Source organism: Nocardioides sp. NPDC004968 (assembly GCF_040608935.1).
In the GTDB taxonomy this organism is placed as follows: domain Bacteria; phylum Actinomycetota; class Actinomycetes; order Propionibacteriales; family Nocardioidaceae; genus Nocardioides.
The window spans coordinates 210,654-236,150 of record NZ_JBEXJF010000001.1; the positions used below are offsets into that span (position 1 = coordinate 210,654).

A 25,497-nucleotide genomic window follows, 5' to 3' on the forward strand; every position below is an offset into this window, starting at 1 on the left:
ATGCACACTCATACCTCGTCGAGCGGCCCGGTGCTCGTCGTCGAGGATGAACGGCCGCTGGCACAGATCGTCGCGGACTACCTCGCCAAGGCCGGGTACGACGCGATCCAGGTCCACACCGGACCCGACGGCGTCAGTGCCGCCCGCGACCACGATCCGGACCTCGTCGTACTCGACCTCGGTCTGCCTGGACTGGACGGTGTCGAGGTCTGCCGCGAGATCCGCACCTTCTCCGACTGCTACATCATCATGGTCACCGCCCGCGACGACGAGATCGACAAGCTGATCGGTCTCGGCGTCGGCGCCGACGACTACCTCACCAAACCCTTCTCGCTGCGCGAGCTGGTCGCGCGCGTCCAGGCTGCCCTGCGACGACCACGCGCCAGCAGGCTCGCGGTCGCGCCCGACGCCGACCACGGGTGGGCCTTCGACGGGCTGACGGTCGACACCGCGACCCGTGAGGTGACCCGGGCCGGCGTACCGGTCGCGCTGACCCGCACCGAGTTCGACATCCTCGCCGCCCTCGCCGAGCATCCCCGTCGCGCCTTCAGCCGACAGCAGATCGTCGACATGGTCTGGGGCGAAGGCTGGGGCGGCGACGCGCACATCGTCGATGTCCACGTCGCGCACCTGCGCAGGAAGATCGACGACGATCCGGCCACACCGCGCTACGTCGACACCGTGCGCGGCGTCGGCTACCGATTCATCGCCGAGCCCGTGAGAGAGGCCGCCGAATGAAGCGATCCACGTGGCGGATCGGCACCCGCCTGCTCCTGGCCCAGGCACTCGTCCTCGTCGCTGCCATCCTCACCGCGGCCGTGATCGCCGCCCTCGTCGGGCCGCCGATCTTCCGTGCGCACATGCAGCGGGCCGATCGCGCACCCGACCCGTCCGAGCGCATGCATGTCGAGGAGGCCTATCGCACCGCCAGTGCGATCTCGCTCGGCCTCGCGGTCGCCGCCGCCCTCCTCATCGCCCTGCTCGTGACCTGGTACCTCACGCGTCGGTTCCAGACACCACTCACCGACATGACCCGCGCCGCCACCGCGATGGCAGGTGGCAGGTACGACGCCCGCGTCCCGGTCGGTGACGCGGGCCCCGAGATGGACTCCTTGGCCACCGCGTTCAACTCGATGGCCGACGAGCTCGCCCGGACCGAGGACACCCGGCGCCGGTTGCTCTCGGATCTGGCCCACGAGCTGCGTACCCCCGTGGCGACGCTCGCCGCCTACCTCGAAGGACTCGAGGACGGCGTCACCCCCTGGAACGACGACACTCGTACGCTGCTGGCCGACCAGGTGCACCGCCTCGGCCGGCTGGCGGGCGACATCGACGCCGTGTCTCGTGCGGAGGAGGGCCGCCTCAGCCTCCAGTTGGCGCCGGTGGCGGTCGCGGATCTGGTGGAGACGGCCGTTCGAGCGCAGCAAGGCGCGTACGCAGCGAAGGGCGTGGCCCTGGGCATCGACGGTGGACCGCCCGTCACGATCGAGGCCGACGAGTCCCGACTGCTCCAGGTCCTGACCAACCTGCTCGACAACGCCCGGCGGCACACGCCGGAGCACGGCAGCGTCGGCATCGACTGGGACCACGCGAACCACAGCGTCACGATCCGCGTCACCGACACCGGCGACGGCATCCCCGCCGCCCAGCTGCCCCACATCTTCGAGCGCTTCTATCGCGGCGACACCGCCCGCGATCGCGAGCACCAGGGCTCCGGGATCGGCCTCACCATCAGCAGGGCCATCGCGACAGCCCACGGCGGAAGCCTGGACGCCACCAGTGGTGGAGTCGGTGCCGGCTCGTCGCTGATCCTGACCATCCCCACGTCGCGGACCCGGTAGGAGGTCCTTCGTCCTGACCTCGGCCGGCGGACGGCGACTCGTGGGACAGTGCTGCCATGGACGTACGCCGCGTGATGCCGCCGTGGGCCCGCGGCTACCAGCGGCGCTGGCTGTGGTTTGATCTGCTCGCCGGGGTGACGATCACCGCCTACCTCGTGCCTCAGGTGATGGCGTACGCCGAGCTGGCTGGTCTCCCGCCGGAGACCGGACTGTGGGCTTGCGTCGGTGCGATGGTGGTCTACGGGCTGCTGGGCACCTCCCGACTGCTCTCGGTCGGCCCGGAGTCGACCACTGCGCTGATGACGGCGGCTGCGATCGGCGCCACCCCGGCCGCGGCTGAGGACCCCGCCTCGTTCGCGGCGACGCTCGCGCTCGTGGTCGCCGCGATCTGCGTGGTGGGCTGGTTTCTGCGAGTCTCGGTGCTGGCCGAGCTCTTCTCGCGGCCGGTGCTGGTCGGCTACATGACGGGGATCGCGGTCCTCATGGTCGTCTCCCAGCTCGACAACCTCACCGGCGTCACGATCACCGGCGACGGGGTGCTGGCGGAGCTGGGCAGCTTCATCGGCAACCTCGACCAGGTCCATGTCCCCACGCTGCTGCTCGGTGGCGGCGCGGCCGCCGCGATGATCGCCGGCTCCCTGCTCGCCCCGCGAGCGCCGGTCGCGCTGATCGGCATGCTCGCCGCCACCGCGCTGGTGGCACTGCTCGGCGAGGATTCCGGGCTGCGGCTGGTGGGCGAGATCCCGAGCCGGCCTCCGGCCCCGGGTCTCCCGGTCCTGGACCCGGGCGCCATCGTCGCGATGCTCGGCCCGGCTCTCGGCGTCGCCTTCGTCGGCTACACCGACAACATCCTCACCGGCCGCGCCTTCGCCCGCCGCGGCGAGCGTGTCGACGCGCGGCGGGAGCTGCTCGCCCTGGGCGGGGCCAACCTCGGTTCGGCGCTGCTGCACGGATTCCCGGTCAGCAGCAGCGGCAGCAGGACCGCCATCGGTAACGCCGTGGGCGGGCGCACGCAGCTGACCTCGTACGCCGCGGCAGCCACCACGGTGGCCGCCGTGCTGCTCCTGGCGCCGATCCTGGAGGCGTTCCCCGAGGCCGCGCTCGGCGCTGTGGTGGTCTACGCCGCCACCAAGCTGGTCGAGGTGGGCGAGCTGCGTCGCTTCGCCAGGTTCCGGCGCAGCGAGCTCGTCCTCGCCCTGGTCACCACGGTGGCAGTGCTCGCAGCCGGGGTGATGTGGGGCGTACTGATCGCGGTGGGTCTCTCCGTTCTCGACCTGCTGCGCCGGGTCGCGCACCCGCACGACGCGGTCCTCGGCCACGTACCAGGGCTGGCGGGGATGCACGACGTGGACGACTACCCCGACGCCGAGGAGGTGCCCGGCCTGCTCGTCTACCGCTACGACTCGCCGCTCTTCTTCGCCAACGCTGAGGACTTCCGCACTCGCGCGCTCGCGGCGGTCGACGCCGCCGAGCAGCCGGTGGAGTGGTTCCTGCTGAACGCCGAGGCGAACACCGAGGTCGACGTCACCGCGGTGGACGCGCTGGAGGCGCTGCGCACCTCGCTGAGCGAGCGAGGCATCGTCCTCGCGATCGCCAGGATCAAGCAGGATCTGCGTGACTCGTTGGCTCCCTCCGGCATCCTGGACCGGATCGGCGAGGAGCGGCTCTTCCCGACCCTTCCCACAGCCGTAGAGGCCTACCGGCAGCGGTGAGCGGCGGACCAAGGTCCTCGGATCCCGGAACCGACGTCCCTGCCCGCTGGTGACGACCTCGATGAGAGTGGGAACGGGACGGCCGGGTGCGCCGTGCCCGTGAGGAGGCGACATGTCCGAGAACAACCGGATCCTGGTGGGCATCGACGGGGGAGCGGGTAACCGAGTGGCGATCGCCTTCGCCGCGGCCGAGGCCGGCCTGGACGACGCCGACCTCTGGCTGGTGCACGTGACTCTGTCCCAGCCGGCCGATGTGATCGGCCCCTACCCTTACCCATCGTTCGGAGAGGACGTCCGCCGTGCTGGGAACGAGCTGCTGGAGAAGGCGACCGAGGAGGCGGTCGCGTACGTCGGTGCCGAGCATGTGACCGCGACCCTCCTGGAGAGCTCCGTGGTCTCAGGTCTGGTTCACTGCGCTGCCGCCGCCCGGCTGGTGGTCCTCGGTGACGATCGCAGGCAGGGCCTGGAGCGCATCGTGACCGGGTCGGTCACGAACCGGGTGGCGGGCCACGCGCCGGTCCCGGTCGTCATGGTGCCGAGCGGCTGGTCGCCCGAGGACCCGACTCGCCGGGTGGTCGTGGCGGTCAAGGACTGCGTGAGCTCGGCGGGCCTGCTCGCCCAGGCTCTGAAGCACGCGGCGGACCGGAGCGCGGAGCTGATCGTGCTCCATGCCTGGCAGCTGGAGACGGTCTACGACGACATGACCGTGGCGCACCTGGACATGAGCGACTGGGAGAACAACGCTCGCCGCGCCCTGGAGAACGCGCTGGACCGCGCCCGTCGCCGAGTCCCGCACGCCGCGGACGTGGACGTACGGATCGAGGTTCGCCACGGCCAACCGGCCAGGGAGATCACCGAGGAGACCAGGAACGCCGATCTCCTGATCATCGGCCGCCGCCGGCACTCCTTCCCCCTGGGTCGCCTGGGCAACACCGGCCGTGCGGTCATCCGCGAGAGCCGTTGCCCGGTCGAGATCCAGCCACCGATCCCCGACGTCCTCACCGCCGCCGACCTCGTCCTCGAGCACGACGGCCGGTTCGAGAAGGCCGGTGTCGACCCGGCCCCGGCCTTCTGAGCTGTCCACGAATGCGCGTGGCGCTGGATGCGATGAGTGGCCGACTGCCCGGCGCTGACCCGTCGTGGCACCGGCTCTACCGAGCTGGGGCAGTCTCCGCCGGCCTGGCTGTGGCGCTGTACGTCGCGGCCCTGGTGGTCTTCGCCGTCGCAGCGGTCCCTCCGGTCTCCGGCGGGGAGGAGATGCTCGAGTACGTCGACGCGCATCGGACGGTCTACATCGCGCAGCAGCTGATGTGGCTGGTCCCGAGCCTTCTCCTGATGGTGGTCTTCCTCGCTCTCGCCATGGCGCTGCGTCACCTGGACAAGAGCTTCGCGCTGATCGCGGGCGTGGTCTCGGTCGCCTCGTGGGCGGTGTCGTTCGCCTGGCCGACCACCGGTGGCGGTTCGCTGGCCATGGTCATCCTGAGCGACGAGTACGCGGCCGCCACTACGGCGGCCGACCAGGCCGCCTTCGTGGCTGGGGCCGAGGTCCTGATCGCGCTCAACGATGTTCCGGCCGTGATCGGGGCGCTGCAGACCCTTGGCATCGTGCTGATCTCCCTGCTGATGCTGAAGGGCATCACCTGGAGAGGGCTTGCCTGGTTCGGCGTGGTGACCGGCGGCGTCGGGTTCGTCTCGGAGGTGCTCCGACCTGTCCTCGGCTGGGCCTACACGTTCTACGGCGTCCTGCTGTTCGTATGGCTGATCTGGACAGGCTTCGCGCTGTGGAGACTGGCAGCGGAGGCAGTCAGGGAGTCGGGTTCACACCCGCCGTCCTGGCCGCGACGGGACCGCGCGTAGCCAGAGGACCAGAGGGACGAGGGTCGCTGCGGCGAGCACGACGAACAACACGACGCCGGCCAGGGTCGCCACGTCGGAGGCGGGATCGGCTCGGTGACCGAACCATTGGTCGACCGCGACACCGATCGCCTCGACCATCCAGAAGAACAGCCCGGCTCCGGCGAGGAAGACACCGGCGGGTCGGCGCTGCCAGAGCAGCACGGCCACGATCGCCAGCGCAGGCAGCCAGACCGCGAGGTCCTGGACGTAGATGGGGTTGGTGGTCAGCCCGGTCCCGTCCAGGAAGCCGGGAGGGTCCTCACCCAGATCAGGTATGACGAACCGCAGCCAGGCCAGCGCGTTGAGCGCGACCACGGTCAGGGTGAAGGCGGCGATGCTGCGCGCCGGCAGTTTGCTGTCCGGCTCCAGGAGCGGCAGGGGGTCGAGCAGCGAGCTGACCAGTGACCACAGCGACAGTCCGAGCAGGGCGACGTAGGCCAGGAACAGCTCGTTGAACGGGGTGGCATAGACCAGCAGGGTGGCGTTGTAGGTGAGGTAGCCGAGCGCGCCGATCAGGGCAGCCCGCCCCCGGACCGAGCCTCGGGTCGACGTGACGAGCCCAACCGCGAGCACCGGTAGCGCCAGGGCGAACATCGTGAGCGCTGTGCCGCGCGCGGAGCCGTTCATCACCGGCGTGCCGTTGAGGATCCCGTCCACGAAGAACGTGGGAACGGCAGCGACCACCACCAGCGCTGCAACGGCGGCACAGAGGCGTTGGGTCCGCCGACTGATCACGTCGAACCGGCCTCTTCTGTCTGCCGCGCCGGTGTCCACGCCACCACGAGCGCACCGGTCACGAGGTAGATCACCTGCAGGAAATGGAATCCACGGATCGACGCGACCTCTCCGACGATCCAGAACGCCATGATCGTTCCCGCGACGATGCTGGCGAGCTGCCAGCCGTGGCTGCGTTTGGCAAGGGCGGCGGCGGCGATCAGGGAGCTGCCGCCTACGACGGCCATCAGGATCACGCCCGGGAAGTAGTTGCTGGGGAAGTCGGTGTCCCGGACCCAGGATGCCTGTTCGGGAATCCAGTCGGTCATCAGCGCGAGACCCCCGGCCGTGGCGCTCAAGCCGTTGAACAGCAGCAACCCGAGCAGGACCTTGCTCTTGCGGCTCATCGCGCCTCCGTCGCCGGGGACATGGGGTTACCCCTCATGACGTGACCACGCTAGGCACCGCTCGAGGTCTCGGAGCAGTGGCGAAGGTCCTCGTGACTCTGCGCCAAAGTCCTCACAACGAAGGTTCCCGTCCAGGCACGTCACGGTTCTCGTCGGGGAACGGTTGGTGAGACTCAGCGAATGACCAACGACTACCGGCGTCGGGGCCTTGGTCCCGGAGCCGGAGGAATCCTGGCCCGTCCGCCCGTCCCCGGCCAGCCGGGAAGGTGACCACATGAGAGGTTGGGTCTGGTCGGCCGTGGCTGCCATCGTGGCCGGTTGCGGCATGGTCGCACTCATGGCGTGGTCCGTGCCCTTGACGGTCGGTTGGTGGGCGGGCGCGAGCTTCATCACTCTCTCGCTGTTGGTGTGCCTGGGACCCGACACGGGCCCGATCCAATGGAAGGTCGTGCTCGTCAGGAGCCTGCTGTGGCCGACCACGGCGCTGGCCGCGGCAGGACTCATCTACGCGCTCGGTTGGACGAGTGGTCTGCTGGTGACCGCCGCGGGACTCGCCGCCGCATGGGAGATGGGGTGGCTCGGCTGGCCACCGCGCACCGTGCGACCGGTGAAGCGCCGTCACCGGACGGGCAGGCGGCGGGCGCGCGCAGAGACAGAGGCTGTGGCAGCGTCAGTGGCAGGAGCGATCAGACCACATGTGATCGATCCGGTCGAGGCTGTCTTGGCGGTCACAGACGGGCTGACCGACTCCGACCTGTGCATGGCCTGGCGATCCAGCTATGTTGCCCTCGACCGGGCCATGGACCCGGGCGCGAAGTTGCGGGCGGTCGAGATCCGCGAGCTGCTTCTCGACGAGCTCGGGCGACGCGACGGCCCAGGACTGGAGGCATGGTTCAGGTCCGGTGCCCGGGCGGCAGGTGGGCCGGACCGCTACCTCGGGGCGCAACGCCTCGGCCGTGGCGAGCCGCGTGCTGAGCCTCGGGCGCCTGAGGACCATTGACCCGACCTGGCCGACCTACGTCCCTGGCACCGTGCGCAACCGGCGGGATTCGCTGGAGACCACTGGAGCGATCACCCGATCACCCGATCTCGTGAGGGAGGACATATGACCGCGACCTCGAGTCCTGGCTGGCAGGCCACGGTGGGCGAGGAGCCCTCGGGTTCTCCGACCCGCCCGCTGCCACCGCTCGAACCTAGGGTCGTGGTCGGCGTGGACGGCTCCGAGGCCAACCGAGCCGCGGTGGCGTACGCGATCGCCGAAGCGGCTGCCTCTGGCCGGCCGCTCGTGCCGATCGGCGCCGTTCGACACCCGGTGGGACAGCAGGACGGCGCCGTCGACGGGCGCCGGTGGCCCGTGCTGAAGGAGATCGAGCGTCAGGCCGAAGCTGCACATACCGGCGTACGGACGGTGTCGTTGATCGAGTTCGACCACCCGGTGCCGGCTCTGCTCGGGTACTCGGACGTGGAGGATCTGCTGGTTGTCGGCAAACGTGGCCTCGGGGGTTCTCATCGGTTCCTGGTCGGGTCGACGGCGATGAGGGTCGCCGGACGGGCCCTCGGGACCGTGGTGGTCGTGCCGCCTGGCTGGAGCCCTGCGGACCACCGAGGGGAACCAGTAGTCGTCGGCGTGGACCGGACAGTCTCCATGAGCCGGTGCTGCGGGCCGCGCTCGAGCGGGCCCGCCGCGCCGGGGCCGAGCTGGTGGTGATGCACTCGGTCAACCTGCGACCTGTGCTCGTCTGGGACCCGACCGCCAACACACCGCTCGTGCGCGATGGCCAGGAACGCAGCACCGTGGATCTCGAAGCAGCGATCGAACCGCTACGTGAGGAGTATCCGCAGGTTCAGGTCACGATCGAGCGAGACCGCGGCCACGCCGCCAGCATCGTCTTGGCCAGGTCGGTCGGCGCTCAGCTGATCGTGCTCGGGCGACGCCACGACGCGCGTGGCACCTGGGGCCTCGGACCGGTCGCACGCGAGGTGATCCACAACGCAGAGGTGCCTGTCGCCGTGGTGCCCTGCCCGTCCGAGCCGGATGACCGCGATCGTTGAGCGGGTGCAGTCATGGACCTTCATCCCGACCTGTCCGGACCATGGCCTCTCCGCGCGGCGCATGAGGGAAGGGTTTGCTGGAGAAGTCCGTGAGAGTGAGCCGGAGGAGCTGTGTGCTGCGATGACGTACGAGAAGGACCAGGCGAAGGTCGTGGTCGGGGTCGACGGCTCCGAGCGCAACCGGGCCGCGGTCGATTACGCCGTCGCCTCGGCGCTGGCGATGAGCGGGCCGCTGATGCTGGTAGGGGTGGTCGACGTCGGCATCCCTGACCAGCAGGAGGCCGCTGCGGCCGCGGGTCACGAATGGGTTCTCCTCGAGGACATCCGCGACCAGGTCGTGGCTGCGCATCCACAGCTGAGCGTGCGTACGCTCGTCGGGTTCGGCCACCCGGTCTCCGCATTGCTGGCGACGGTCGGCGAGCGCGACCTGCTCGTCGTCGGGAAGCGCGGTATGGGTCCCTTGCGCACCATGCGCATCGGGACCACCGCGCTCCGGCTCGCCGCTCGTGCGTCGTCCCCGCTGGTGGTGGTGCCGTCGGTGTGGAACGCGAGGCCTCATCACCCGGGCACCATCGTCGTCGGTGTCGATCCGGCGTCGGACGACGAGGAGTCGCTCCGGCTGGCGTTCCGGGAGGCGATGCGGTCCGAGGCACGGCTGCGCGTCGTGTCCGCAGTCGACCTGCGGCCCATGCTCGTCTGGGACAAGGTCCTCGGAGCGCCCCTCTATCGGCAGTGGGAGCAGCGCAGCGTGGCGTCGTTGGAGGAGCTGGTCGGTCCGTTCCGAGACGAGTTTCCCGACGTGGCGGTCACCGTGGTGCGAGACAACGGCCATGCGGCCGACGTACTGACCGACCATGCGGGCGACCCCCAGCTGATCGTCCTGGCTCGAGATCATCACAACGGTGCTTCGATCGGATTGGGTGCGGTGGCGCGGGAGGTGCTCAACAGCGCCGAGGTCCCGGTGCTGGTCGTCCCTGTGGCGCGGCTGAAAGGCCACGGCCGATCGGCATCGATGTCGGACTCGACTGCCGGGGCGACCTAGAGCCTCCGGCTGCCGGCCCAGGGGGTGGGCCGAAGCCGGGGAAGACGCCCGGTGGAGGCTGGTTACGCACCAGCCTCCACCGGGCAGTTCACCCGTCGAGCGGCGCACGCCAGCCCAGCTGGGTCTCGCCGGGTTCGCGGTCGCCGATCGAAACGGTTCCGCCGAGCTCGGTCGCGCGCTCTCGGATGTTGCGCAGCCAGCTCCCCGTCGTGCTGAGGCCTCCGCCGTCGTCAGTGACCTGGAGGCGAACCCACCGACGGCCGTCCGCGTCGGTCTCGACGCCAAGCTCGACGGAGACCCGGGTGGCTTTCTCCTGCCGGGCGATGCCCGAGAGGACCTGGCGGAGCACCGCGAGAAGCTCGTCGCTGATCGTCCGCGGAAGGGGCGTGTCCAGGGGACCAGTGGTGCGGAGCTCGGGAGTGAAGCCGAGGGCGCCGGCGTACTCGGCGAAAAGCGCGTGCAACGAGTCGCGAACCCCCTCCGACACGTTCGGCTGGAGCTGGAAGACGGTGGAGCGGATGTCGCGGATCGTGCTGTCGAGGTCGGCGATCGCCTGGTCGATGCGGTGCTGCACTCCGGGACCGGTCGCCTTCGCCCGCGTGCCCTGAAGGAGCAGACCGGTCGAGAACAGGCGTTGGATCACCAGATCGTGCAGGTCGCGGGCGATTCGGTCACGGTCGGTGACAAGAGCCCCCGCCTGGTGCTCGGCGACCGCCTGGACGCGATCCAGCGCCACCGCCGCCTGGTCGGCGAACGAGGTGAGGAGATCGTGCTGGGCCCGGGCGGTCCGGAGGTCGGAGACCACCGCGACGACGACCGCGGGGCCGTAGAGGTGGCCGCGCAGGGGCGCCAGCAGGACCACGGATCCGTCGGCCACCGTCACGGGCGGCACGCTCTCACCCTTGGCGGCGGTCTGGAACGCGTCGTGGGCCGTGATGCAGGTGGTGAGGATCGCCGCGGCGGGGAGCCCGTCCGCGGCCAGCACCTCAGGGCTGACACTGCCTTGCCGAACCACACCGACGCCCTCGGCGCCGCAGGCCGGGCGTATGCAGCTGGCGATCAGCTCGACCGCATGCTCGGTCGTGGTCGGCATCTGGAGGGCGTTGTACATCCGCGACGACGCGGCGAGCCAGGCGCCCTGCCGCTCGGAGGCCGCGAGCACCCGGGCGTTCTCGATCGCGGTGCCTGCCGCGGCGGCGAACGCTGTGAGCAGGACCTCGTCCTCCTCGGTGAAGGTCCGGCCATCGGCCTTCTCGGTGAGATAGATGTTGCCGTACACCCTGCCGCGGATGGTCACCGGAATGCCCAGGAACGATGTCATCGGTGGATGGTGCGGTGGGAACCCGTAGGAGGCCGGATGATCCTGCAGTCGTTCGAGACGGATCGGCCGCGGGTCGTTGATCAGCAGCCCGAGGATGCCGCGTCCGAGGGGGTGCGGTCCGATCCGGTTCCGGGTGGCCTCGTCGATCCCGTGATGGACGAGCTCCACGAGCGTACGGTCGTCGCCGAGGACACCGAGCGCGCCGTAGCGGGCGTCGGTGATGGCGCAGGCAGAGCGCACGATCCGGTCGAGGACCCCGGGGAGGTCCAGATCGGAGTTCATGACGTTGACGGCGTCGAGCACTGCCCGTGCAGCATCCGGCAGCCCCGTCTCCGGCGATGCCATGACGTTCACTCTAGACCGGCCGCGCCGGGACTTCTCGGTAAAGGACTGCGGAGCCCCAACCTGGGGTGATTTCGGCCTCGAGATCATCGAAGACCGATGAGCGGTCACGGTCGACAGTCCTGCGGCGCCGGGGACGAAGGGCCCGCTCGGGGCGGACCCCGTTCCCTCGCCGAGACGGGTTCGACGGCGGTTGGCTGAGGGTGTCCGGCCAAGACCGGCCGGCGAGACCGTTGGAGGAATGATGACTTCAATCTCCACACCAGGCTCCGCGACAACGCTGCCGGGGCACTACCCGCTGCCCGCCGCGCGGATGCTGGCGGCGCTGAGGATCGCGTTCGGGCTCACGTTCCTGTGGGCCTTCTTCGACAAGCTGCTCGCGCTGGGCTTCCATACCGGTGCGATCACCAACGAGGCCGGCACCCGCACCGGTATCGACTTCTTCGCCGAGGACGCCGCCTGGGTCAACGGCGGCAGCCCCACCGAGGGCTACCTGTCCAACGTGCCCGAGAACAACTGGCTTCAGGGCATGTGGAACGACATGGCGGGTCAACCGTGGGCCGACTGGCTGTTCATGATCGGGCTGCTCGGCGTGGGCCTCGCGCTCACGTTCGGCATCGGGATGCGGGTCGGGGCCATCGCCGGCGCGACGATGTACGTCCTGATGTGGTTCTCCAGCTTCCCGCTGGACCAGAACCCGATCATCGACGACCACCTGCTCGGTGCGCTCACCCTCGGAGTCCTTGCGCTGACCTACTCCGGTGACACCTGGGGCTTCGGCAAGCAGTGGGCACGGATGCCGCTCGTCATGCACCACCCGTGGCTGCGATGACGAGCTACACACGTACGTTCGGGGAGGTCGGCATCGCCGACGTCCCCCTCGTCGGTGGCAAGAACGCCTCCCTCGGTGAGATGTACCGCAGCCTCCACGATCGTGACATTCGCGTGCCCAACGGGTTCGCCGTCACGGCCGACGGCTATCGCCACTTCCTGCGCGCCGCGGGCATCGACTCGGCTCTCGTGACGGTCTTCGCCGATCTCGACGTCGACGACCGCGAGAACCTCGCCGAGCGCGCCGCCCGGGCACGAACCCTCCTGCTCTCCGCGGAGCTCCCTCAGGACCTTGCCGACGAGATCGTGGCGGCCCACCGGGAGCTGCAACGTGAGTACAGCAGTGACGTCGCGCTCGCGGTCCGGTCCTCGGCAACCGCCGAGGACCTGCCGGACGCCAGCTTCGCCGGCCAGCACGAGTCCTACCTCGACGTCCAAGGGGAGGAGGCGCTGCTCGACGCCGTACGCCGCTGCTTCGCCTCGATCTTCACCGACCGGGCTGTCGACTACCGTGCCCGGCATGGCTACGACCAGCTGTCGGTGGCGCTCTCTGTCGGAGTGATGAAGATGGTGCGCTCCGACCTCGCCTGTTCGGGGGTCACCTTCACGCTCGACACGGAGTCGGGGTTCCGGGACGTCGTCTTCGTGACCGGCTCCTACGGCCTCGGCGAGAACGTCGTGCAGGGCCTGGTCGAGCCCGATGAGTTCTATGTGCACAAGCCGACGTACGCAGCCGGCCACCGCGCCGTACTGAGCCGCCGACTCGGGAGCAAGGCCGTGCGCATGGTGCTGGGGGAGACCGAGCCGGTGCGGAACGAGCCAACACCGCCCGCCGACCGCGGCCGCTTCTGCCTCACCGACGAGGACGTGCTCGAGCTGGCCGGTGCGGCGATGACCATCGAGCGTCACTACGGCAAGCCGATGGACATCGAATGGGCCAAAGACGGCACCGACGGACTCTTGTACGTCGTCCAGGCGCGCCCCGAGACGGTGGCCGCGAGAAGGCGGCCGGCAGTCATGACCCGGTTCGTGGTCGAGGCGCACGGCGACCTGCTCACCACCGGCCGCGCGGTCGGTGCCAGGGTCGGCGCGGGCCGCGCCCGGATCGTCCGCAGCATCGGGGAGGACGTGGGCTTCGCCTCCGGTGACGTGCTGGTCGCAACCAGCACCAGCCCTGACTGGGAACCATTGATGAAGATCGCCTCCGCCGTTGTCACCGAGCACGGCGGGCGCACCTGTCACGCGGCGATCGTCGCCCGCGAGCTCGGCATCCCCGCTGTGGTCGGCACCGGTGACGCGACCGGCACGATCACCGACGGCGAAGAGGTCACCGTCTCCTGCGCGGAAGGCGATGACGGCCATGTCTATCGCGGCCTGGCCGACTTCCACGCGAACGAGGTCGCCACCGAGCTGACCGCGCGTCCGCGGACACACGTCATGCTCAACGTCGGCAACCCCGGGATCGCGTTCGAGTCGTCCTTCCTGCCCAACGACGGGGTCGGACTGGCGCGGATGGAGTTCATCCTCGCCGAGCACGTCCGCGTGCACCCGCTCGCCGCGCTGCATCCCGAGCGCATCACCGACGCCGGCCAGCGCGCGGAGGTCGAGCGCCTCATCGGCGACGATGGCGCGGCGTACGTCATCGAGCGGCTGGCCGAGGGCATCGGCACCATCGCCGCGGCCTTCCACCCCAAGCCTGTCGTCGTGCGCCTCCCCGACTTCAAGACCAACGAGTACGCGGCGCTCCTCGGAGGTGCGGCCTTCGAGCCGGCCGAGCCCAACCCGATGCTCGGTTTCCGCGGGGCTGCTCGCTATGCGCATCCGGCCTACACCGAGGGATTCGCGCTCGAATGCGCCGCTCTCCGCCGGGTTCGCGAGGAGATGGGCCTGGACAACGTCGTCGTCATGGTGCCGTTCGTCCGCCGCCTCGACGAGGCCGACCGCGTGCTGGCCCGGATGGCGGAGCTCGGGCTGCGCCGCGGGGTGCACGGCCTGAAGGTCTATGCGATGTGCGAGATCCCGTCGAACGTCATCCTCGTCGACGAGTTCGCCAAGCGGTTCGACGGGTTCTCGATCGGCAGCAACGACCTCACCCAGCTCACCCTCGGCGTGGACCGCGACAGCGAGCTGGTCGCCTTCGACTACGACGAGCGTGACCCTGCGGTGGAGCGGATGATCGCCCTCGCCGTCCAAGGCTGCCGGCGTCACGGTATGCACTCCGGCATCTGCGGTCAGGCGCCCTCGGACCACCCCGAGGTCGTACGTTCCCTCGTCAGGCTCGGCATCGACGCGATCAGCGTCACGCCCGACTCGGTTCTCGCGGTCACGCAGACCGTGCTCGCTGCCGAGGGTGAGTCGTGATCGGCGACCAAAGGCCCTTGCCTCGGGTCGAGGGTCCCTGTTCGGCGACCGCCTCGCGGCCCGACGCTGGAGACATGGCTGAAGTGATCAAGGGGCGCAGAGACGTCATCCTGGCGGGAGTCGACGGCACCGAGGCGGGGCTCGCCGCCGCCCGCTATGCCGCCGCTGAGGCGGCCCGGTCCGGTGCCGTGCTGCACCTGGTCTACGTGGTCGACCCGTACGCACCACCGCTGCCGACCTGGCCGGTGGCGCCCACGGCACCCGACTCCAGGATGGGCCAGCTCGGACGAGCGATCCTCGCGGAGGCGGAGGACGCAGTCACGGACAGCGGCGTGGTGGTGACGACGGACCTCCTGCTCGGCCTGCCGGCGACGGTGCTGGCCCAGGAGTCCGCCAAGGCACGCTTGGTCGTGCTGGGTGACCAGCCGCGCACGCTCCTCGACCGGATCATCACCTCCTCCATCCTCGCCCCGGTCGCAGCTCACGCGCCGGTGCCGATGGTCGCCGTCCCTGCCGCCTGGGTTCCCGGGGACGAAACCCGCGAGATCGTCGTCGGGGTCCAGGACGCCGCCGGCTCCATCGCTCTCGTACGCCGCGGGCTGGAAGTGGCGGCCGAGCGCGGCGCGCCCCTGCGGCTGCTGCACGCCTGGCACACCTTCGGGGCCTTCCAGGACTATCTCACCGTCGGGAGCGAGGAGCAGGCCTGGATCGACCGGGCCGAGCGGGAGCTCACCGCCACCCTGGGCGCGGCCCGAGCGGCCTCGAGCCCGGCGGCAGCCGGAGTCGACGCCCGGGTCGATGTCGTGCACGCCCAGACGGCGTACGCCCTGGTGGAGGCGTCCCGCACCGCGGATCTGTTGATCCTCGGCCATGGCCGGAGCTTCCGCGGCTTCGGGCATCTGGGCGGGACTGCCCGGGCGGTGCTTCGCGAAAGCATCTGCCCGATCGAGATCGACCCGTCCGTGGCGCCGGCATTCGAGGGGGACGCCGGAGCCACGGACGGGGTCACGACAGCAGAGAGTCGGCCGGTCGGTGCCGGCCGTCAGTGACGAAGGAGAAGACGATGTACCTGGCAGCACGATGGTTTCCCGGTCACCTGACCGAGCTCGACCGCGCCGAGTGCGTGGAGCTGCTCGAGCGGAGCGAGGTCGGAAGAGTCGCCTTCGGCGATCCGGACGGGCCGCTGGTCCTGCCGGTCAACCACGTCATGGTGGATGACCGGATCGTGTTTCGTACCGCGCCGCGCACGGCGATCGCGGACCACGTCGGCACCGGCCAGGTGTCGTATCAGATCGACGAGTTCGACTCCTACACCTCCTCGGGCTGGAGCGTGCTGGCACGCGGGTCCGCGGAGTTCGTCGACGGCGTCTGGCTGACGGAGCACGACCTCAGGCCGGAGCCGTGGGCAGACGGCCGGCGAACGCTGTACGTGTGCATCACGCCGACCCAGATCACCGGCCGGCGCGTCGTGCCGGTCTGAATCGCCGATCACAAACGAGTAGAGCACAGACGAGTAGACGGAAGAGTCGAGATGACGTACGCAGCAATCCCCGAGGGCGCGGTCCTGGTCGGGGTCGAGAACTGGCCGGCAGCGGCCGAGAGCGTGTCGTGGGCGGTCGAGCAGGCCTACCGCGACGGACGTGACGTGGCGCTCGTCCACGTGGTGTCCGCCACGACTCTGGAGACGCCGCCTGGATTCCGCGCCGGCTCCCCCTCGGAGCCCGAGCAGGCTCATGGGTCCGTGGTGCTGGCGAGCGCCGAGCGCTATGCCGAGCGTCGCCTCGATGCGCTCTCCGGAGTCTCGGGGTTCGCCGGTCACCGGCGCCCGGAGGTGACCACGACGCAGCAGGTCGGGTCCGTGATACCCGTGCTCGCAGCCGTGTCCGGCCGCGCCTCGCTGCTGGTGCTCGGGTCGCGGGGCAAGGGACCGATCGGCAGCTGGATCCTCGGCTCGGTCAGCCGGTCCGTCGTCGAGGACTCGCGGTGCCCGGTCGTCGTACTGTGCCCGGGCGCCGGCGGCGTGGGCCGCGGCGTGCTCGTCGGCATCAACGGGACCAGCGACTCCATCCCCGCCCTGGAGTTCGCCTTCAACCAGGCAGACCAGAGGAACCTGCCGGTGACGGTGCTGTACTGCTACCGCGCCGGCGGCACGGAGCGGCCCGACGACGACCGGGTGCTGGTCGCGGAGTGCGTGGCCGGACTCCGGGAGCGCTATCCGGACCTGCACCCGCACCTGCGGATCCAGGCCGGAAGCCTCGGACACGCGCTCGCGGAGCAGGCCCAGACCATGCACATGGTCGTGGTCGGCGGTGGGGGAGCGGTGGCCCACCACCTCCTGGACCACGCGCACAGCGTCGTCGTCACCGTCCCGACAAGCTACTCCCGAGCAGGTACGACGCCTCCGGCCAATGCGGTGTGAGCCCTGGTCTCGGAGGGAGCCTGGGCGGCGAGAGTGCGGCGGAGCCGGGCGACCGGACCAGGGTTGTCGATGCCGACCGCGCCCACCTCGATGCCGCCTCGCCGGTAGACGATGAACCCGGCCTCGCGCTCCTCCTCGTCGGCCGCCGTGGTCTCGCCGACGACCTGGATCCGGTGCCCGTGCCAGGTCGACCAGGCGAAGGGGACGGAGGCGAAGACCTCGGTGGCTCCGGCGGCGTTCGCGCCGGCTACCCGACCCTGCTCGCCCGCCGCGGTCCAGTGCTCGCTGCGCTCGCCGTCGACGCACGCCACGTCACCCGCGGCCCAGACCCCGGGCGCACTGGTGGCGAGCCGGCGGTCGCAGAGGACCCCGCCGGTGCGGTTGTCCAGGGCGACGCCGCTACCGGCGAGCCACGTCGTCGCCGGCCGGGCGCCGATGCCCAGGACGACGGCATCGGCGGCCACGGTCTCACCGGTGCTCAGCTCGACCTCGTCGACGCCGCGGTCCGAGCCGATGTCCTGAGCCTGTCGAAGGGTGCGTACGCCGGAGACGGTGGTCCGGGTGAGCAGCCTTACGCCGGCGTCGGTATGCAGCTGCATCAGCCGGGCGGCCGCGAGCGGGCCGACCGCGCGTTCCAGCGGTCGGCTGCTCGCCTCGACGACGATGACCTCGATACCGCGGGCACGGGCCGCCGAGGCGATCTCGGAGCCGATGAACCCGGCGCCGACGATCACCACTCGGCGCGAGCGCGCCAGGGAGTCGCGTACGGCGAGCGCGTCGTCGTAGCGACGGAGCACCTGTACGCCGCGCACCCCGGACAGCCCCGGCAGTGTCGTCGCCGTGCTGCCGGTGGCGATCACGAGTGCGTCGTAGCCGAGGTCTCCGGCGCTGGTGGTCACCGTGCGGCGCTCGGTGTCGAGGCCGTGGACCCGCACCCCGGAGAGGTGGTGCACCCGCAGCTCCTCGATCACCTCGCTCGACCGCAGCACCGGCACGCCGGGCTCCTCCTCGCTGGAGAGAGCCGCCTTCGACAGCGGCGGCCGGTCATAGGGCGGGTACGGCTCGTCGCCGACGATCGTGATCGGCCCGGACCAGCCGGCCTGACGTGCGCCCTCGACGGCGCGGAGCCCGGCCAGCCCAGCGCCGACGACCAGAAGTGATGGCATTGGTCTTTCCTCCACTCGATGGGTCGTGCTCAGCCGAGGAGGCGGAGCGCGGAGACCGGGCAGGAGTCGACGGCTGCCTTGACGTACCCGCGGTCCGGGTCGGGCACCTCGTCGTTGAGGACGTCGACGAGGCCGTCGTCGCCGATCTGGAAGTAGGTGTCGGCCTGGGCCTCGCACATGCCGATGCCCTCGCACACCGACTTGTCCGCTTCGATGACGCTCACAGCATGGACTCCTTCAGCGGGATGAAGTCGACCTTCTCGCGTACGCCGCAGTCCGGGCAGCACCAGTCGTCGGGGATATCGCGCCAGGCGGTGCCGGCCGCGAAGCCCTCGAGCTCGTTGCCGACGGCGACCTCGTAGACGTAGCCGCAGCCGGGGCAGCGACCGGCCGCGACCTCGTCGTCGAAGGCCTGCCGGGTCACGTCGATCTTCACGGCCTCTTCGCTGGCCGGCTCTGTGGGCGGTGGGAAGGTGGCGAGCAGCTTGTCGAGCCGCCCGGGGCGTACGTTGGCCAGCCGTACGTCGCCGTCGAAGTGCGCGACCACGCGCTTGTCCATCACCCGGCGCCACAGCGGCGGGATCAGGGCCAGCACGATCATCCCGGCGTAGCCGGTCGGCAGCGCCGGCGACTCCCGGTAGTCACGCAGGGTCTGGTAGCGCCGGGTCGGGTTGGCGTGGTGGTCGCTGTGCCGCTGCAGGTGGTAGAGGAGCACGTTGGTGGCGATGTTGTTCGAGTTCCACGAGTGCATCGGCAGCACCCGCTCGTAGCGCCCGGAGCTGGTCTTCTGGCGCAGCATCCCGTAGTGCTCCAGGTAGTTGACGACCTCCAGCAGCGAGAACCCGATGACGGCCTGGAGGACGAGGTAGGGCAGGATCCCGACGCCCAGCCACAGCGTCATGGCGGTCCACAGGGCGGCGCTCATCAGCCAGGCGTTGAGGACGTCGTTGCCGAGGTGGAACGGGTGGGTGCCCTTGCGCCGGTAGCGCTTGGCCTCCAGGCCCCACGCGCTGCGGAGCGACCCGAACACGGTGCGGAACCAGAACCCGTAGAGGTTCTCGCCCATCCGGGAGGAGGCCGGGTCCTCCGGTGTCGCGACACGTACGTGGTGGCCGCGGTTGTGCTCGATGTAGAAGTGTCCGTAGAAGCTCTGCGCGAGGGCGATCTTGGACAGCCAGCGCTCGTGGCTCTCCTTCTTGTGGCCGAGCTCGTGGGCGGTGTTGATGCCGATGCCACCGATGAACCCGATGGTGAGGGCCAGCCCGACCTTGTGCGCCAACGGCCAGTCCTGGGTCGCGATCAGATACATCGCGAAGGCGAACCCGGCGTACTGAATCGGCAGGAACGCGAAGGTGATGTAGCGGTAGTACCTGTCCTCCTCGAGCTCCTCGATGACGTCGTCGGGCGGGTTGGAGCGATCCAGGCCGGCCGCGAAGTCGATGATGGGGACGATGCCGAGGACGACGATCGGACCCGTCCACAGGAACACGCCCCACCCGGTCAGGACGTAGCCACCCACGGCGATGAAGGCGAAGGACGGGACCACGAGTCCGAGGAGCCACAGATAGCGCTTCCTGTCCCGCCACCTCTCCGTGGAGCCCCTGTCGACGGTGCCGCTGGCGCCGAGTGTCATCTGCTGCCTCCTGTGAGTTCGGTTACGTCCACTGTCAGAATGGACGTACGCGGCAGCAGAGTCTCTGGCTGATCAGGCCGAATCGATCACCGATAACTGTGCGTATTCACAGTCGTGCTGGCGAGGAACGTGTCGTGGTAGTCGAGCGCCAGGAGCAGGTCGCCGGCTCGCTCACGCAGCGGATGCCCGAGGAGCCGTTCGGCCTGGGCGACGCGGTAGCGGATGGTGTTCTTGTGGATGCCGAGCCGCTCGGCGAGCCGGTCCGCCGTCTCGGCCGAGGTGAGCACCTCGCGCACGGTCTCACGGAGCCGGCCATGGGGCGGATCGGCCAGCCCACGCAGCGTCGTCCGGGTGAACCGCTCGGCGGCCTCCGGGTCATGGGCGACCAGGACCAGGGCGGCCACGTCGTCGTAGGCCGTCACCGGTTCTCGGCGCCCCGGCGCCAGCGCGACGCGTTGGGCCGCCTGGGCGTCGAGATGCGCTGCGACGAAACCGTCGAGACCGCTTCCGCCGACGCCCACCGTCACTCGTACGGCTGTGGGGTCGATCCCGGTGTCGGTCACGCCGTCCGGTCGCTCGCCCAGCGCGAGCCAGGCCCACATCTCCCTTCCGCCCGGGCGCACCAGCACCGAGCGGGCATGGCCGGCCCGGCGGGTGACGGCGGCGAGCGCAGGCTCCAGCTGTTCGATGGAGTCGGCGGTGAGCGCGTGCGCGACCAAAGCGACGTGACCGGGGATGTTGATCGGGTGGCCGGCCAGTGCGGCGGACAGCTCGGCGGGGGAGACGCTCCGGGTGTCGAGCGCCTGGGAGACCACCTCGAAACGCCGCGCGTCCCCGCGCTGCTGGATCCGGGTCGTCTCGGCCTGGTGGATCAGCACCGACTGCTCGACCGAGGAGCCGAACCACGCGGTCGCCTTCGTCCAGAACCAGACGAGCAGGGCCTCGTGGTCGAGATCGCCGGGCGCCTGCCGGACGACCTGCACGGCGAAGTCCCAGCTCTCCTCCTGCGCCCGCTGGTAGACCTTGAGCAGCAACGGCAGACCGAGATGGCGGCGCGCTGCCTCGAGTGCGATGGCGTGTGCGGACGGGACCAGCTCGAATTCCGCGTCCGGCAGCGTGATCCGGTCGAGGAAGGCGTACCAGTGCTCTTCGACGGCCTTCAGGAGGAGGGGGCGGAGATCGGCCAGATCGATCTCGCCGTCGGCCAGGATCGCGTCGGCGGTCGACGCGGCCCAGCGGGCGACCTCCTCGGGCCGGCGCTGGTCGTCGGCGAATGCCGCCAACCAGGCACTGATCTCGGTCACCGCACTCACCCCTTCGACGCGCCGGATTCGCGCAGTCTACAAACGCTGGCCGCAAGAGGTCGGCCCGGAGACGAGGCTCAGATCTGCATCCGGAGGATCGCGCCCGGCCAGGCCTCGGGCTGTCCGGTGTCGACCGTGAACCGTCGCTCCAGAGCGAACCCGAATCCTTCGTACGTCCGGACGAGCGCCTGGTCGTCTCCGGCGTAGCAGTCGAGCCGCAGCTGGGCGACACCTCGCTGCCGGGCGATCTCGACGGCGTCGTCGACCAGCGTCCGGCCGATGCCGGAACCGCTCCGGGCACGATCGGTGACGAGCAGCTGCAGGTAGAGCTCGGGGATCGGCGCGGGATCGACGTACGGCAGTGGTTCGTCGGCCAGGACGCAGACCCCGACCACCTGCCCGTCCGTCTCGGCGATGCGGACGGTGCGCTCGGAGAGCATCGTCCGGATCTGCTCCACCCGAGCCTCGACGGATGAGAACGGCGCCTTGCCCCACTGTCCGGTGCGGCCCTGCGAGGCGAGCCAGGCGACCGCGGCATCGAGGAGACCCATGGCTGCTGGGAGGTCGCTGATCGACCCGGTTCTGACCTGCATGGAGCGAACGCTGGCACGGCTCCGGTCGGCTGTCGAACGGTTTGGACGTGGTGCTCGTAAACCAGTCGCGGGCACCGAAGAGGGCCGCTATCGTATTCCTCGATGGGTACTCTGAAGCGATAGATCGGGACGCTGCGTCGAGTCTTCTCCGCAGTGGGTCCTGAGCGACCGCGCCGTCCGACCGGCGCGCTCGAGGTCCGTTTTCCGACCCGTCGCCACGAGGAGTGTCCTCTTGTTCCCGTCTGCTTTCTCTTCTTCCACCGTACGCAGCCACCGCGTCTGTGAGCTGCGTTCGGCCACGGTCCGGTTCTCCGACCGGATCGTCCTCGATCGCGTCGACCTCGCCGTCGGCCCGACCGACCGACTCGCCGTCATCGGAGACAACGGCGCCGGCAAGTCGACCCTGTTGGACCTGCTGGCGGGTGTGGTCACGCCCGTCGCCGGTGAGACCCGCGTCGTCATCCCCGGTGGCATCGCACACGCCGCGCAGGAGCCGCGGTTCCCGGCCGGAGCGACGGTGCGAGATGCCGTCGACCTCCTGCTCGCGGACCTGCGGGCGCTCGAGTCGCGCATCCAGCGTTGCGCTGAGCGCCTGTCCATCGCCGGCGACCAGGATCAGCCGAAGCTGCTCGAGGAGCTCGGCGAGCTGATCGACCGGTTCGAGGCCCGCGACGGCTACGGCGTCGACCGGCGTATCGACGCCGCGCTCGACCAGCTCGGTCTGGGCGCTGTCGACCGGGAGCGTCCGGTCGAAGGGCTCTCCGGGGGCGAGCGCGCCCGGCTCGCTCTCGCCGTGGCGCTGTCGGCCAACGCCGAGGTGCTCCTGCTCGACGAGCCGACCAACGACCTCGACGGTACGGCGCTGGCCTGGCTCGAATCGCAGCTGGACGCACACCGCGGAGCCATGGTGGTGGTCACCCACGACCGGGCCTTCCTCGAGCGGAACGCCTCTGACATCGTCCAGGTACGCGACGGTGGGCTGCGCCGCTACGGCAACGGCTACGCCGGCTTCCTCGTGGCGCGAGCTACCGAGCGGCGACGCCAGGCCGAGCGGCACGAGGAGTGGAAGGCCGAGCTGGCCCGCAACGAGGCACTCGTCGAGGCGAACGCGTTCCGGCTCTCCGCGATCCCGCGCAAGCTCGAGCTCGACGGGTTCGGTCACGGCGCCTTCCGAGCGCGCAGCCGCGACCACGGTGCGATGGGCCGGATCCGGATGGCCAAGGAGCGTGTCGCCCGGCTGCGGGCCGATCCCGTCGCGCCGCCACCTGAGCCGCTCCGGTTCGCCGCCGGTCTCGGGTTCGATCGGCCGCCGGCCGAGGGGCCCTACATCGCCCTTCGTGACGTACGCCGTAAGTCCGATGCCCAGCTGCAGATGGCCGAGTGGTCCCTGAGCGCCGGGGACCGCTGGCTGGTCACCGGACCGAACGGGGCCGGCAAGACGACGCTCCTGCGGCTGGTGGCCGGCGAGCTCGCTCCGGATTCGGGGACCGTCGAGCGCGCCCCGGGAGCGCGGGTCTCCTGGCTTCGCCAGGACGTCGCGGCGCCTCCAGCGGGCTCGGTCGCCGGCGTGTTCGCGCGCACGGCGGGGATCCACCTCGAGGACGCCGTCGAGCGCCTGCGGCGGTTCGGGCTGTTGCGCGAGGAGGAGATGGGCCGCCCGGTGCGGGCTCTCTCGGTCGGGCAGCGGCGCCGTCTCGACCTCGCGATCGCGCTGGCAGACCCTGGTGACGTACTGCTCCTCGACGAGCCGACCAACCACCTCGACCCCGAGCTCGTCGAGCAGCTCGAGAACGCCCTGGACGCGCACCCCGGCGCCGTCGTCACCGTCACCCACGACCGCCACTGGATCCGCCGCGCCACCGGGGCGCGGCGCGTACGTGTGCACGGCGGCGGTCGGGCGGACGTCGTCGGCTGAGGTGCTCTAGGAACGAGGCATCAGACCCGCGCCAGGTAGCCCGCGGTGAGCGCGACCATCTCCTCGACCACGGCCTCGCGCGGGTAGGGCGGTCGATCGAGCACCCAGCGCAGCGCGATGTTCTCCATCGCCACCACCAGCACCCAAGCGGTGATCTGCGGGTCGGGGCGGGTCAACCCGACCGATCCGGCCCGCAGATAGGCGGCGGTGAGATCGCGTACGCGGTTGACGAGCGCCGCGTGGCGATCGCGGTTGCGCGAGGCGGGGAGCTCTTCGGTCAGGACGCGCAGGAGGGCCGGGTCCTGCTCCAGCCCGGCGAGGAGTGCGTCGGCGACCGACCGGATCGCCGGCGTGCCGACGGTGCTCGCCTGCAGTGCCAGCGCCGAGGCGGTGCGCTCGGAGACGTCGTCCCAGTAGCGGCTGATCACGATGTCGAGGATCGAGGACTTGTCGGAGAAGTACTGGTAGAGCGAACCGGGGCTGATGCCGGCGGCGATCGCGACGCGGTTGGTCGAGAACGTCTCGTAGCCGTCGTCGACCAGCACCTGGCGTCCGGCCTCCAGGATGCGCTCGACCGTCGCCCTCGAACGGGCCTGGGTGGGTGTCTTGCGCATGGCTCTACGTTAGGCAGAACGCGAATTGAAAGCGAGCTCTGGCTCGCATCACGCTGTAGGTATGACCACACTCGCGCAGCAGGGCACCCAACCCACCGGATTCCCGACACGTTTTCGCGAAGGCGAGGCGCGCAGCCGCCGTCTCGGCCGGCCGTTGCGCCTCCTGGGCCGCATCGACGAGGTCGACGAGGACCTGATGGAGCGGATCGGGCGGGCGTTCGGCGAGCGGGACGAGGCCGGCGCGCGGCTGGCGGAGGCGATCCGGATGCGAGCCGGGACTCCGGGCAAGGTCACCATGACCCAGCTGCGTACGGCCCTGGAGCACGGTGTCGCGGCGGTGGAGTCCCCGCCGCCAGCGCTCGCCGACTTCTTCGCGCAGGTCGAGGCCACCCCGGACTGGGTCGACTGGGACCTCGTCGACGAGGGCAGCCGCGTGTTCACGCGACTCGGCCAGAATGCGGCCGACGTGCTCCTGCAGCTCTCGCTCATCAGCGGCTACCGGTTCGGCGGCCCGCCGGACCTGCTCGTGGCCACCGGCGGTCTGACCGGTGGCACCACCCGGCGGCGCCTGGCCGAGACCCAGCACTGGGCGGTGAGTCTGCGTACGCCTGGTGCGCTGCGGCCACCGGAGCCGGGGACCGGTTCGGCCTCGGGTGAGGCTTGGCGGCTCACGGTCCACGTCCGGGCCATGCATGCGCTGGTCAACGCCGGGTTCGAACCCAGGTGGGACACCGGCAGGTGGGGGCTGCCGATCAACCAGGCCGACCAAGCGGCCACGCTGGGCCTGTTCGACGGCGTACTCATCATCGGGTGCCGGGCACTGGGAGTGCCGATCTCCAGGCGGGATGCCCGGGCGCTGATGCATCTGTGGAAGTACGTCGGCTGGCTGATGGGCGTCGACGAGGACTTCCTCGTCGACGACGAGTGGGAGCGGCACCGGATCAACTACCACGTGCTGCTCTCGCAGGCTGAGATCTCCGAGGCCGGCCCGCAGCTGGCGCAGGCGGCGGTCGAGGTCCAGCGGGATCGCAGCTACCCGGGCTGGCCGGGCCCCTTGGAACGGGTGCGTGGCCGGTACGAGACGGAGCGGCTCCTCTCGATGCTGACCGTCTTCCTCGGGACCAGGTCGATGCGCGAGCTCGGCCTCCCGACGAGGCCGCCGTGGGCGCACGCCTACCTGCTGCCGCTGAACGTGCTCAGGTACCGGGTCCTCGGACGGACCGCGAAGGGCCGGGCTCGCCTGGAGCGGCGAGGTGAACGAAATGCGGTCTCGTTGCTGGCCAGCTACTTCGGCCGTGAGCGCGCGGAGGTCGGCGACCTCCCGGGGTGAGCGC

The 25,497-nt window shown here is 70.4% G+C and carries 25 protein-coding genes; 16 read left to right on the forward strand and 9 right to left on the reverse strand.

Going from position 1 to position 25,497, the window contains the following annotated elements:
• The 5 genes from ABZU72_RS00985 to ABZU72_RS01005 all read left to right on the forward strand — a co-directional run bounded on the left by ABZU72_RS00985 (window position 1) and on the right by ABZU72_RS01005 (window position 5,410).
• Entirely contained in the window at window positions 1–738 is a 738-nt protein-coding gene (locus tag ABZU72_RS00985; protein WP_355017042.1) for a response regulator transcription factor, read from the forward strand.
• Window positions 735–1,841 carry a HAMP domain-containing sensor histidine kinase gene (locus ABZU72_RS00990; protein ID WP_355017043.1) on the forward strand — a complete coding sequence of 369 codons (1,107 nt, stop codon included), beginning with the start codon at window positions 735–737 and terminating at the stop codon, window positions 1,839–1,841. Before ABZU72_RS00985 ends, ABZU72_RS00990 begins: the two co-directional genes overlap by 4 nt.
• Before the next feature lie 56 nt (window positions 1,842–1,897).
• The gene (gene sulP / locus ABZU72_RS00995; RefSeq protein WP_355017044.1) at window positions 1,898–3,553 is read left to right on the forward strand and encodes a sulfate permease; all 1,656 of its coding nucleotides are present in this window, start codon (window positions 1,898–1,900) and stop codon (window positions 3,551–3,553) included.
• Window positions 3,554–3,665: 112 nt separating this feature from the next.
• Window positions 3,666–4,628 (forward strand): universal stress protein, encoded by a 963-nt coding sequence (locus ABZU72_RS01000; RefSeq protein WP_355017045.1) that lies wholly within the window; start codon window positions 3,666–3,668, stop codon window positions 4,626–4,628.
• A gap of 32 nt (window positions 4,629–4,660) precedes the next feature.
• Window positions 4,661–5,410: a hypothetical protein gene (locus ABZU72_RS01005; RefSeq protein WP_355017046.1), complete on the forward strand. Its 750-nt coding sequence runs from the start codon at window positions 4,661–4,663 to the stop codon at window positions 5,408–5,410.
• On the opposite strand, the gene ABZU72_RS01010 is transcribed toward ABZU72_RS01005, so the two are convergent.
• Both ABZU72_RS01010 and ABZU72_RS01015 read right to left on the reverse strand, forming a co-directional pair.
• Window positions 5,372–6,184, reverse strand: coding sequence for a hypothetical protein (locus tag ABZU72_RS01010; RefSeq protein ID WP_355017047.1), 813 nt, complete (start codon window positions 6,182–6,184; stop codon window positions 5,372–5,374). The genes ABZU72_RS01005 and ABZU72_RS01010 overlap by 39 nt on opposite strands.
• The gene (locus tag ABZU72_RS01015; protein ID WP_355017048.1) at window positions 6,181–6,570 is read right to left on the reverse strand and encodes a hypothetical protein; all 390 of its coding nucleotides are present in this window, start codon (window positions 6,568–6,570) and stop codon (window positions 6,181–6,183) included. Before ABZU72_RS01015 ends, ABZU72_RS01010 begins: the two co-directional genes overlap by 4 nt.
• A gap of 274 nt (window positions 6,571–6,844) precedes the next feature.
• Between ABZU72_RS01015 and ABZU72_RS01020 the strand changes: the two genes are divergently transcribed.
• The 4 genes from ABZU72_RS01020 to ABZU72_RS01035 all read left to right on the forward strand — a co-directional run bounded on the left by ABZU72_RS01020 (window position 6,845) and on the right by ABZU72_RS01035 (window position 9,664).
• Window positions 6,845–7,570 (forward strand): hypothetical protein, encoded by a 726-nt coding sequence (locus tag ABZU72_RS01020; protein ID WP_355017049.1) that lies wholly within the window; start codon window positions 6,845–6,847, stop codon window positions 7,568–7,570.
• Between the two features lie 105 nt (window positions 7,571–7,675).
• The gene (locus ABZU72_RS01025; RefSeq protein ID WP_355017050.1) at window positions 7,676–8,278 is read left to right on the forward strand and encodes a universal stress protein; all 603 of its coding nucleotides are present in this window, start codon (window positions 7,676–7,678) and stop codon (window positions 8,276–8,278) included.
• Window positions 8,224–8,622, forward strand: a complete 399-nt coding sequence (locus ABZU72_RS01030) for a universal stress protein (protein ID WP_355017051.1) — start codon at window positions 8,224–8,226, stop codon at window positions 8,620–8,622. The genes ABZU72_RS01025 and ABZU72_RS01030 overlap by 55 nt, the downstream gene beginning before the upstream one ends.
• Before the next feature lie 121 nt (window positions 8,623–8,743).
• Window positions 8,744–9,664, forward strand: a complete 921-nt coding sequence (locus tag ABZU72_RS01035) for a universal stress protein (RefSeq protein ID WP_355017052.1) — start codon at window positions 8,744–8,746, stop codon at window positions 9,662–9,664.
• Between the two features lie 88 nt (window positions 9,665–9,752).
• Here the strand turns inward: ABZU72_RS01035 and ABZU72_RS01040 are convergent, their stop codons facing one another.
• Complete coding sequence (locus ABZU72_RS01040; protein WP_355017053.1) at window positions 9,753–11,330, reverse strand: GAF domain-containing protein; 1,578 nt, start codon at window positions 11,328–11,330, stop codon at window positions 9,753–9,755.
• Between the two features lie 241 nt (window positions 11,331–11,571).
• Here ABZU72_RS01040 and ABZU72_RS01045 point away from each other — a divergent pair, with 241 nt between their 5' ends.
• The 5 genes from ABZU72_RS01045 to ABZU72_RS01065 all read left to right on the forward strand — a co-directional run bounded on the left by ABZU72_RS01045 (window position 11,572) and on the right by ABZU72_RS01065 (window position 16,938).
• Entirely contained in the window at window positions 11,572–12,159 is a 588-nt protein-coding gene (locus ABZU72_RS01045; RefSeq protein ID WP_355017054.1) for a hypothetical protein, read from the forward strand.
• Window positions 12,156–14,519 (forward strand): phosphoenolpyruvate synthase, encoded by a 2,364-nt coding sequence (gene ppsA / locus ABZU72_RS01050; RefSeq protein ID WP_355017055.1) that lies wholly within the window; start codon window positions 12,156–12,158, stop codon window positions 14,517–14,519. Before ABZU72_RS01045 ends, ppsA begins: the two co-directional genes overlap by 4 nt.
• 74 nt (window positions 14,520–14,593) lie before the next feature.
• A complete protein-coding gene (locus ABZU72_RS01055; protein ID WP_355017056.1) occupies window positions 14,594–15,568 on the forward strand; it encodes a universal stress protein in 975 nt (324 codons plus the stop codon).
• Between the two features lie 14 nt (window positions 15,569–15,582).
• Window positions 15,583–15,999, forward strand: a complete 417-nt coding sequence (locus ABZU72_RS01060) for a pyridoxamine 5'-phosphate oxidase family protein (protein WP_355017057.1) — start codon at window positions 15,583–15,585, stop codon at window positions 15,997–15,999.
• Window positions 16,000–16,050: 51 nt separating this feature from the next.
• On the forward strand, window positions 16,051–16,938 hold the full coding sequence (locus ABZU72_RS01065; protein ID WP_355017058.1) for a universal stress protein: 888 nt from the start codon (window positions 16,051–16,053) through the stop codon (window positions 16,936–16,938).
• Here ABZU72_RS01065 and ABZU72_RS01070 read toward each other — a convergent pair.
• The 5 genes from ABZU72_RS01070 to ABZU72_RS01090 form a co-directional block, all read right to left on the reverse strand.
• Window positions 16,896–18,104, reverse strand: a complete 1,209-nt coding sequence (locus tag ABZU72_RS01070; protein WP_355017059.1) for an FAD-dependent oxidoreductase — start codon at window positions 18,102–18,104, stop codon at window positions 16,896–16,898. The two genes, ABZU72_RS01065 and ABZU72_RS01070, sit on opposite strands and share 43 nt — an antisense overlap.
• A gap of 29 nt (window positions 18,105–18,133) precedes the next feature.
• Window positions 18,134–18,328, reverse strand: coding sequence for a ferredoxin (locus ABZU72_RS01075; RefSeq protein ID WP_355017060.1), 195 nt, complete (start codon window positions 18,326–18,328; stop codon window positions 18,134–18,136).
• Entirely contained in the window at window positions 18,325–19,737 is a 1,413-nt protein-coding gene (locus tag ABZU72_RS01080) for a fatty acid desaturase (RefSeq protein ID WP_355017061.1), read from the reverse strand. The genes ABZU72_RS01075 and ABZU72_RS01080 overlap by 4 nt, the downstream gene beginning before the upstream one ends.
• Before the next feature lie 86 nt (window positions 19,738–19,823).
• Window positions 19,824–21,041, reverse strand: coding sequence for a helix-turn-helix domain-containing protein (locus ABZU72_RS01085; RefSeq protein WP_355017062.1), 1,218 nt, complete (start codon window positions 21,039–21,041; stop codon window positions 19,824–19,826).
• Window positions 21,042–21,118: 77 nt separating this feature from the next.
• Window positions 21,119–21,634 carry a GNAT family N-acetyltransferase gene (locus tag ABZU72_RS01090; RefSeq protein ID WP_355017063.1) on the reverse strand — a complete coding sequence of 172 codons (516 nt, stop codon included), beginning with the start codon at window positions 21,632–21,634 and terminating at the stop codon, window positions 21,119–21,121.
• Window positions 21,635–21,866: 232 nt separating this feature from the next.
• On the opposite strand from ABZU72_RS01090, the gene ABZU72_RS01095 reads away from it, so the two are divergent.
• On the forward strand, window positions 21,867–23,549 hold the full coding sequence (locus tag ABZU72_RS01095) for an ABC-F family ATP-binding cassette domain-containing protein (RefSeq protein ID WP_355017064.1): 1,683 nt from the start codon (window positions 21,867–21,869) through the stop codon (window positions 23,547–23,549).
• Window positions 23,550–23,569: 20 nt separating this feature from the next.
• On the opposite strand, the gene ABZU72_RS01100 is transcribed toward ABZU72_RS01095, so the two are convergent.
• Window positions 23,570–24,163, reverse strand: a complete 594-nt coding sequence (locus ABZU72_RS01100) for a TetR/AcrR family transcriptional regulator (RefSeq protein WP_355017065.1) — start codon at window positions 24,161–24,163, stop codon at window positions 23,570–23,572.
• 61 nt (window positions 24,164–24,224) lie between these two features.
• Between ABZU72_RS01100 and ABZU72_RS01105 the strand changes: the two genes are divergently transcribed.
• Window positions 24,225–25,493: an oxygenase MpaB family protein gene (locus ABZU72_RS01105; protein ID WP_355017066.1), complete on the forward strand. Its 1,269-nt coding sequence runs from the start codon at window positions 24,225–24,227 to the stop codon at window positions 25,491–25,493.
• The last annotated feature ends 4 nt before the right edge of the window (window positions 25,494–25,497 follow it).

What these genes read in the sequence shown, in the direction of transcription:
- ppsA (WP_355017055.1), top strand. Translation starts at nt 12,156, where the DNA reads ATGACGAGCTACACACGTACGTTCGGGGAGGTCGGCATCGCCGACGTC.
- ABZU72_RS01065 (WP_355017058.1), top strand. Translation starts at nt 16,051, where the DNA reads ATGACGTACGCAGCAATCCCCGAGGGCGCGGTCCTGGTCGGGGTCGAG.
- ABZU72_RS01060 (WP_355017057.1), top strand. Translation starts at nt 15,583, where the DNA reads ATGTACCTGGCAGCACGATGGTTTCCCGGTCACCTGACCGAGCTCGAC.
- ABZU72_RS01090 (WP_355017063.1), bottom strand. Translation starts at nt 21,634, where the DNA reads ATGCAGGTCAGAACCGGGTCGATCAGCGACCTCCCAGCAGCCATGGGT.
- ABZU72_RS01000 (WP_355017045.1), top strand. Translation starts at nt 3,666, where the DNA reads ATGTCCGAGAACAACCGGATCCTGGTGGGCATCGACGGGGGAGCGGGT.
- ABZU72_RS01045 (WP_355017054.1), top strand. Translation starts at nt 11,572, where the DNA reads ATGACTTCAATCTCCACACCAGGCTCCGCGACAACGCTGCCGGGGCAC.
- ABZU72_RS01100 (WP_355017065.1), bottom strand. Translation starts at nt 24,163, where the DNA reads ATGCGCAAGACACCCACCCAGGCCCGTTCGAGGGCGACGGTCGAGCGC.
- ABZU72_RS01070 (WP_355017059.1), bottom strand. Translation starts at nt 18,104, where the DNA reads ATGCCATCACTTCTGGTCGTCGGCGCTGGGCTGGCCGGGCTCCGCGCC.
- ABZU72_RS01020 (WP_355017049.1), top strand. Translation starts at nt 6,845, where the DNA reads ATGAGAGGTTGGGTCTGGTCGGCCGTGGCTGCCATCGTGGCCGGTTGC.
- ABZU72_RS01015 (WP_355017048.1), bottom strand. Translation starts at nt 6,570, where the DNA reads ATGAGCCGCAAGAGCAAGGTCCTGCTCGGGTTGCTGCTGTTCAACGGC.
- ABZU72_RS01080 (WP_355017061.1), bottom strand. Translation starts at nt 19,737, where the DNA reads ATGACACTCGGCGCCAGCGGCACCGTCGACAGGGGCTCCACGGAGAGG.
- ABZU72_RS01105 (WP_355017066.1), top strand. Translation starts at nt 24,225, where the DNA reads ATGACCACACTCGCGCAGCAGGGCACCCAACCCACCGGATTCCCGACA.
- ABZU72_RS00985 (WP_355017042.1), top strand. Translation starts at nt 1, where the DNA reads ATGCACACTCATACCTCGTCGAGCGGCCCGGTGCTCGTCGTCGAGGAT.
- ABZU72_RS01055 (WP_355017056.1), top strand. Translation starts at nt 14,594, where the DNA reads ATGGCTGAAGTGATCAAGGGGCGCAGAGACGTCATCCTGGCGGGAGTC.
- ABZU72_RS01005 (WP_355017046.1), top strand. Translation starts at nt 4,661, where the DNA reads ATGAGTGGCCGACTGCCCGGCGCTGACCCGTCGTGGCACCGGCTCTAC.
- ABZU72_RS01025 (WP_355017050.1), top strand. Translation starts at nt 7,676, where the DNA reads ATGACCGCGACCTCGAGTCCTGGCTGGCAGGCCACGGTGGGCGAGGAG.
- ABZU72_RS01040 (WP_355017053.1), bottom strand. Translation starts at nt 11,330, where the DNA reads ATGGCATCGCCGGAGACGGGGCTGCCGGATGCTGCACGGGCAGTGCTC.
- ABZU72_RS01035 (WP_355017052.1), top strand. Translation starts at nt 8,744, where the DNA reads ATGACGTACGAGAAGGACCAGGCGAAGGTCGTGGTCGGGGTCGACGGC.
- sulP (WP_355017044.1), top strand. Translation starts at nt 1,898, where the DNA reads ATGGACGTACGCCGCGTGATGCCGCCGTGGGCCCGCGGCTACCAGCGG.
- ABZU72_RS00990 (WP_355017043.1), top strand. Translation starts at nt 735, where the DNA reads ATGAAGCGATCCACGTGGCGGATCGGCACCCGCCTGCTCCTGGCCCAG.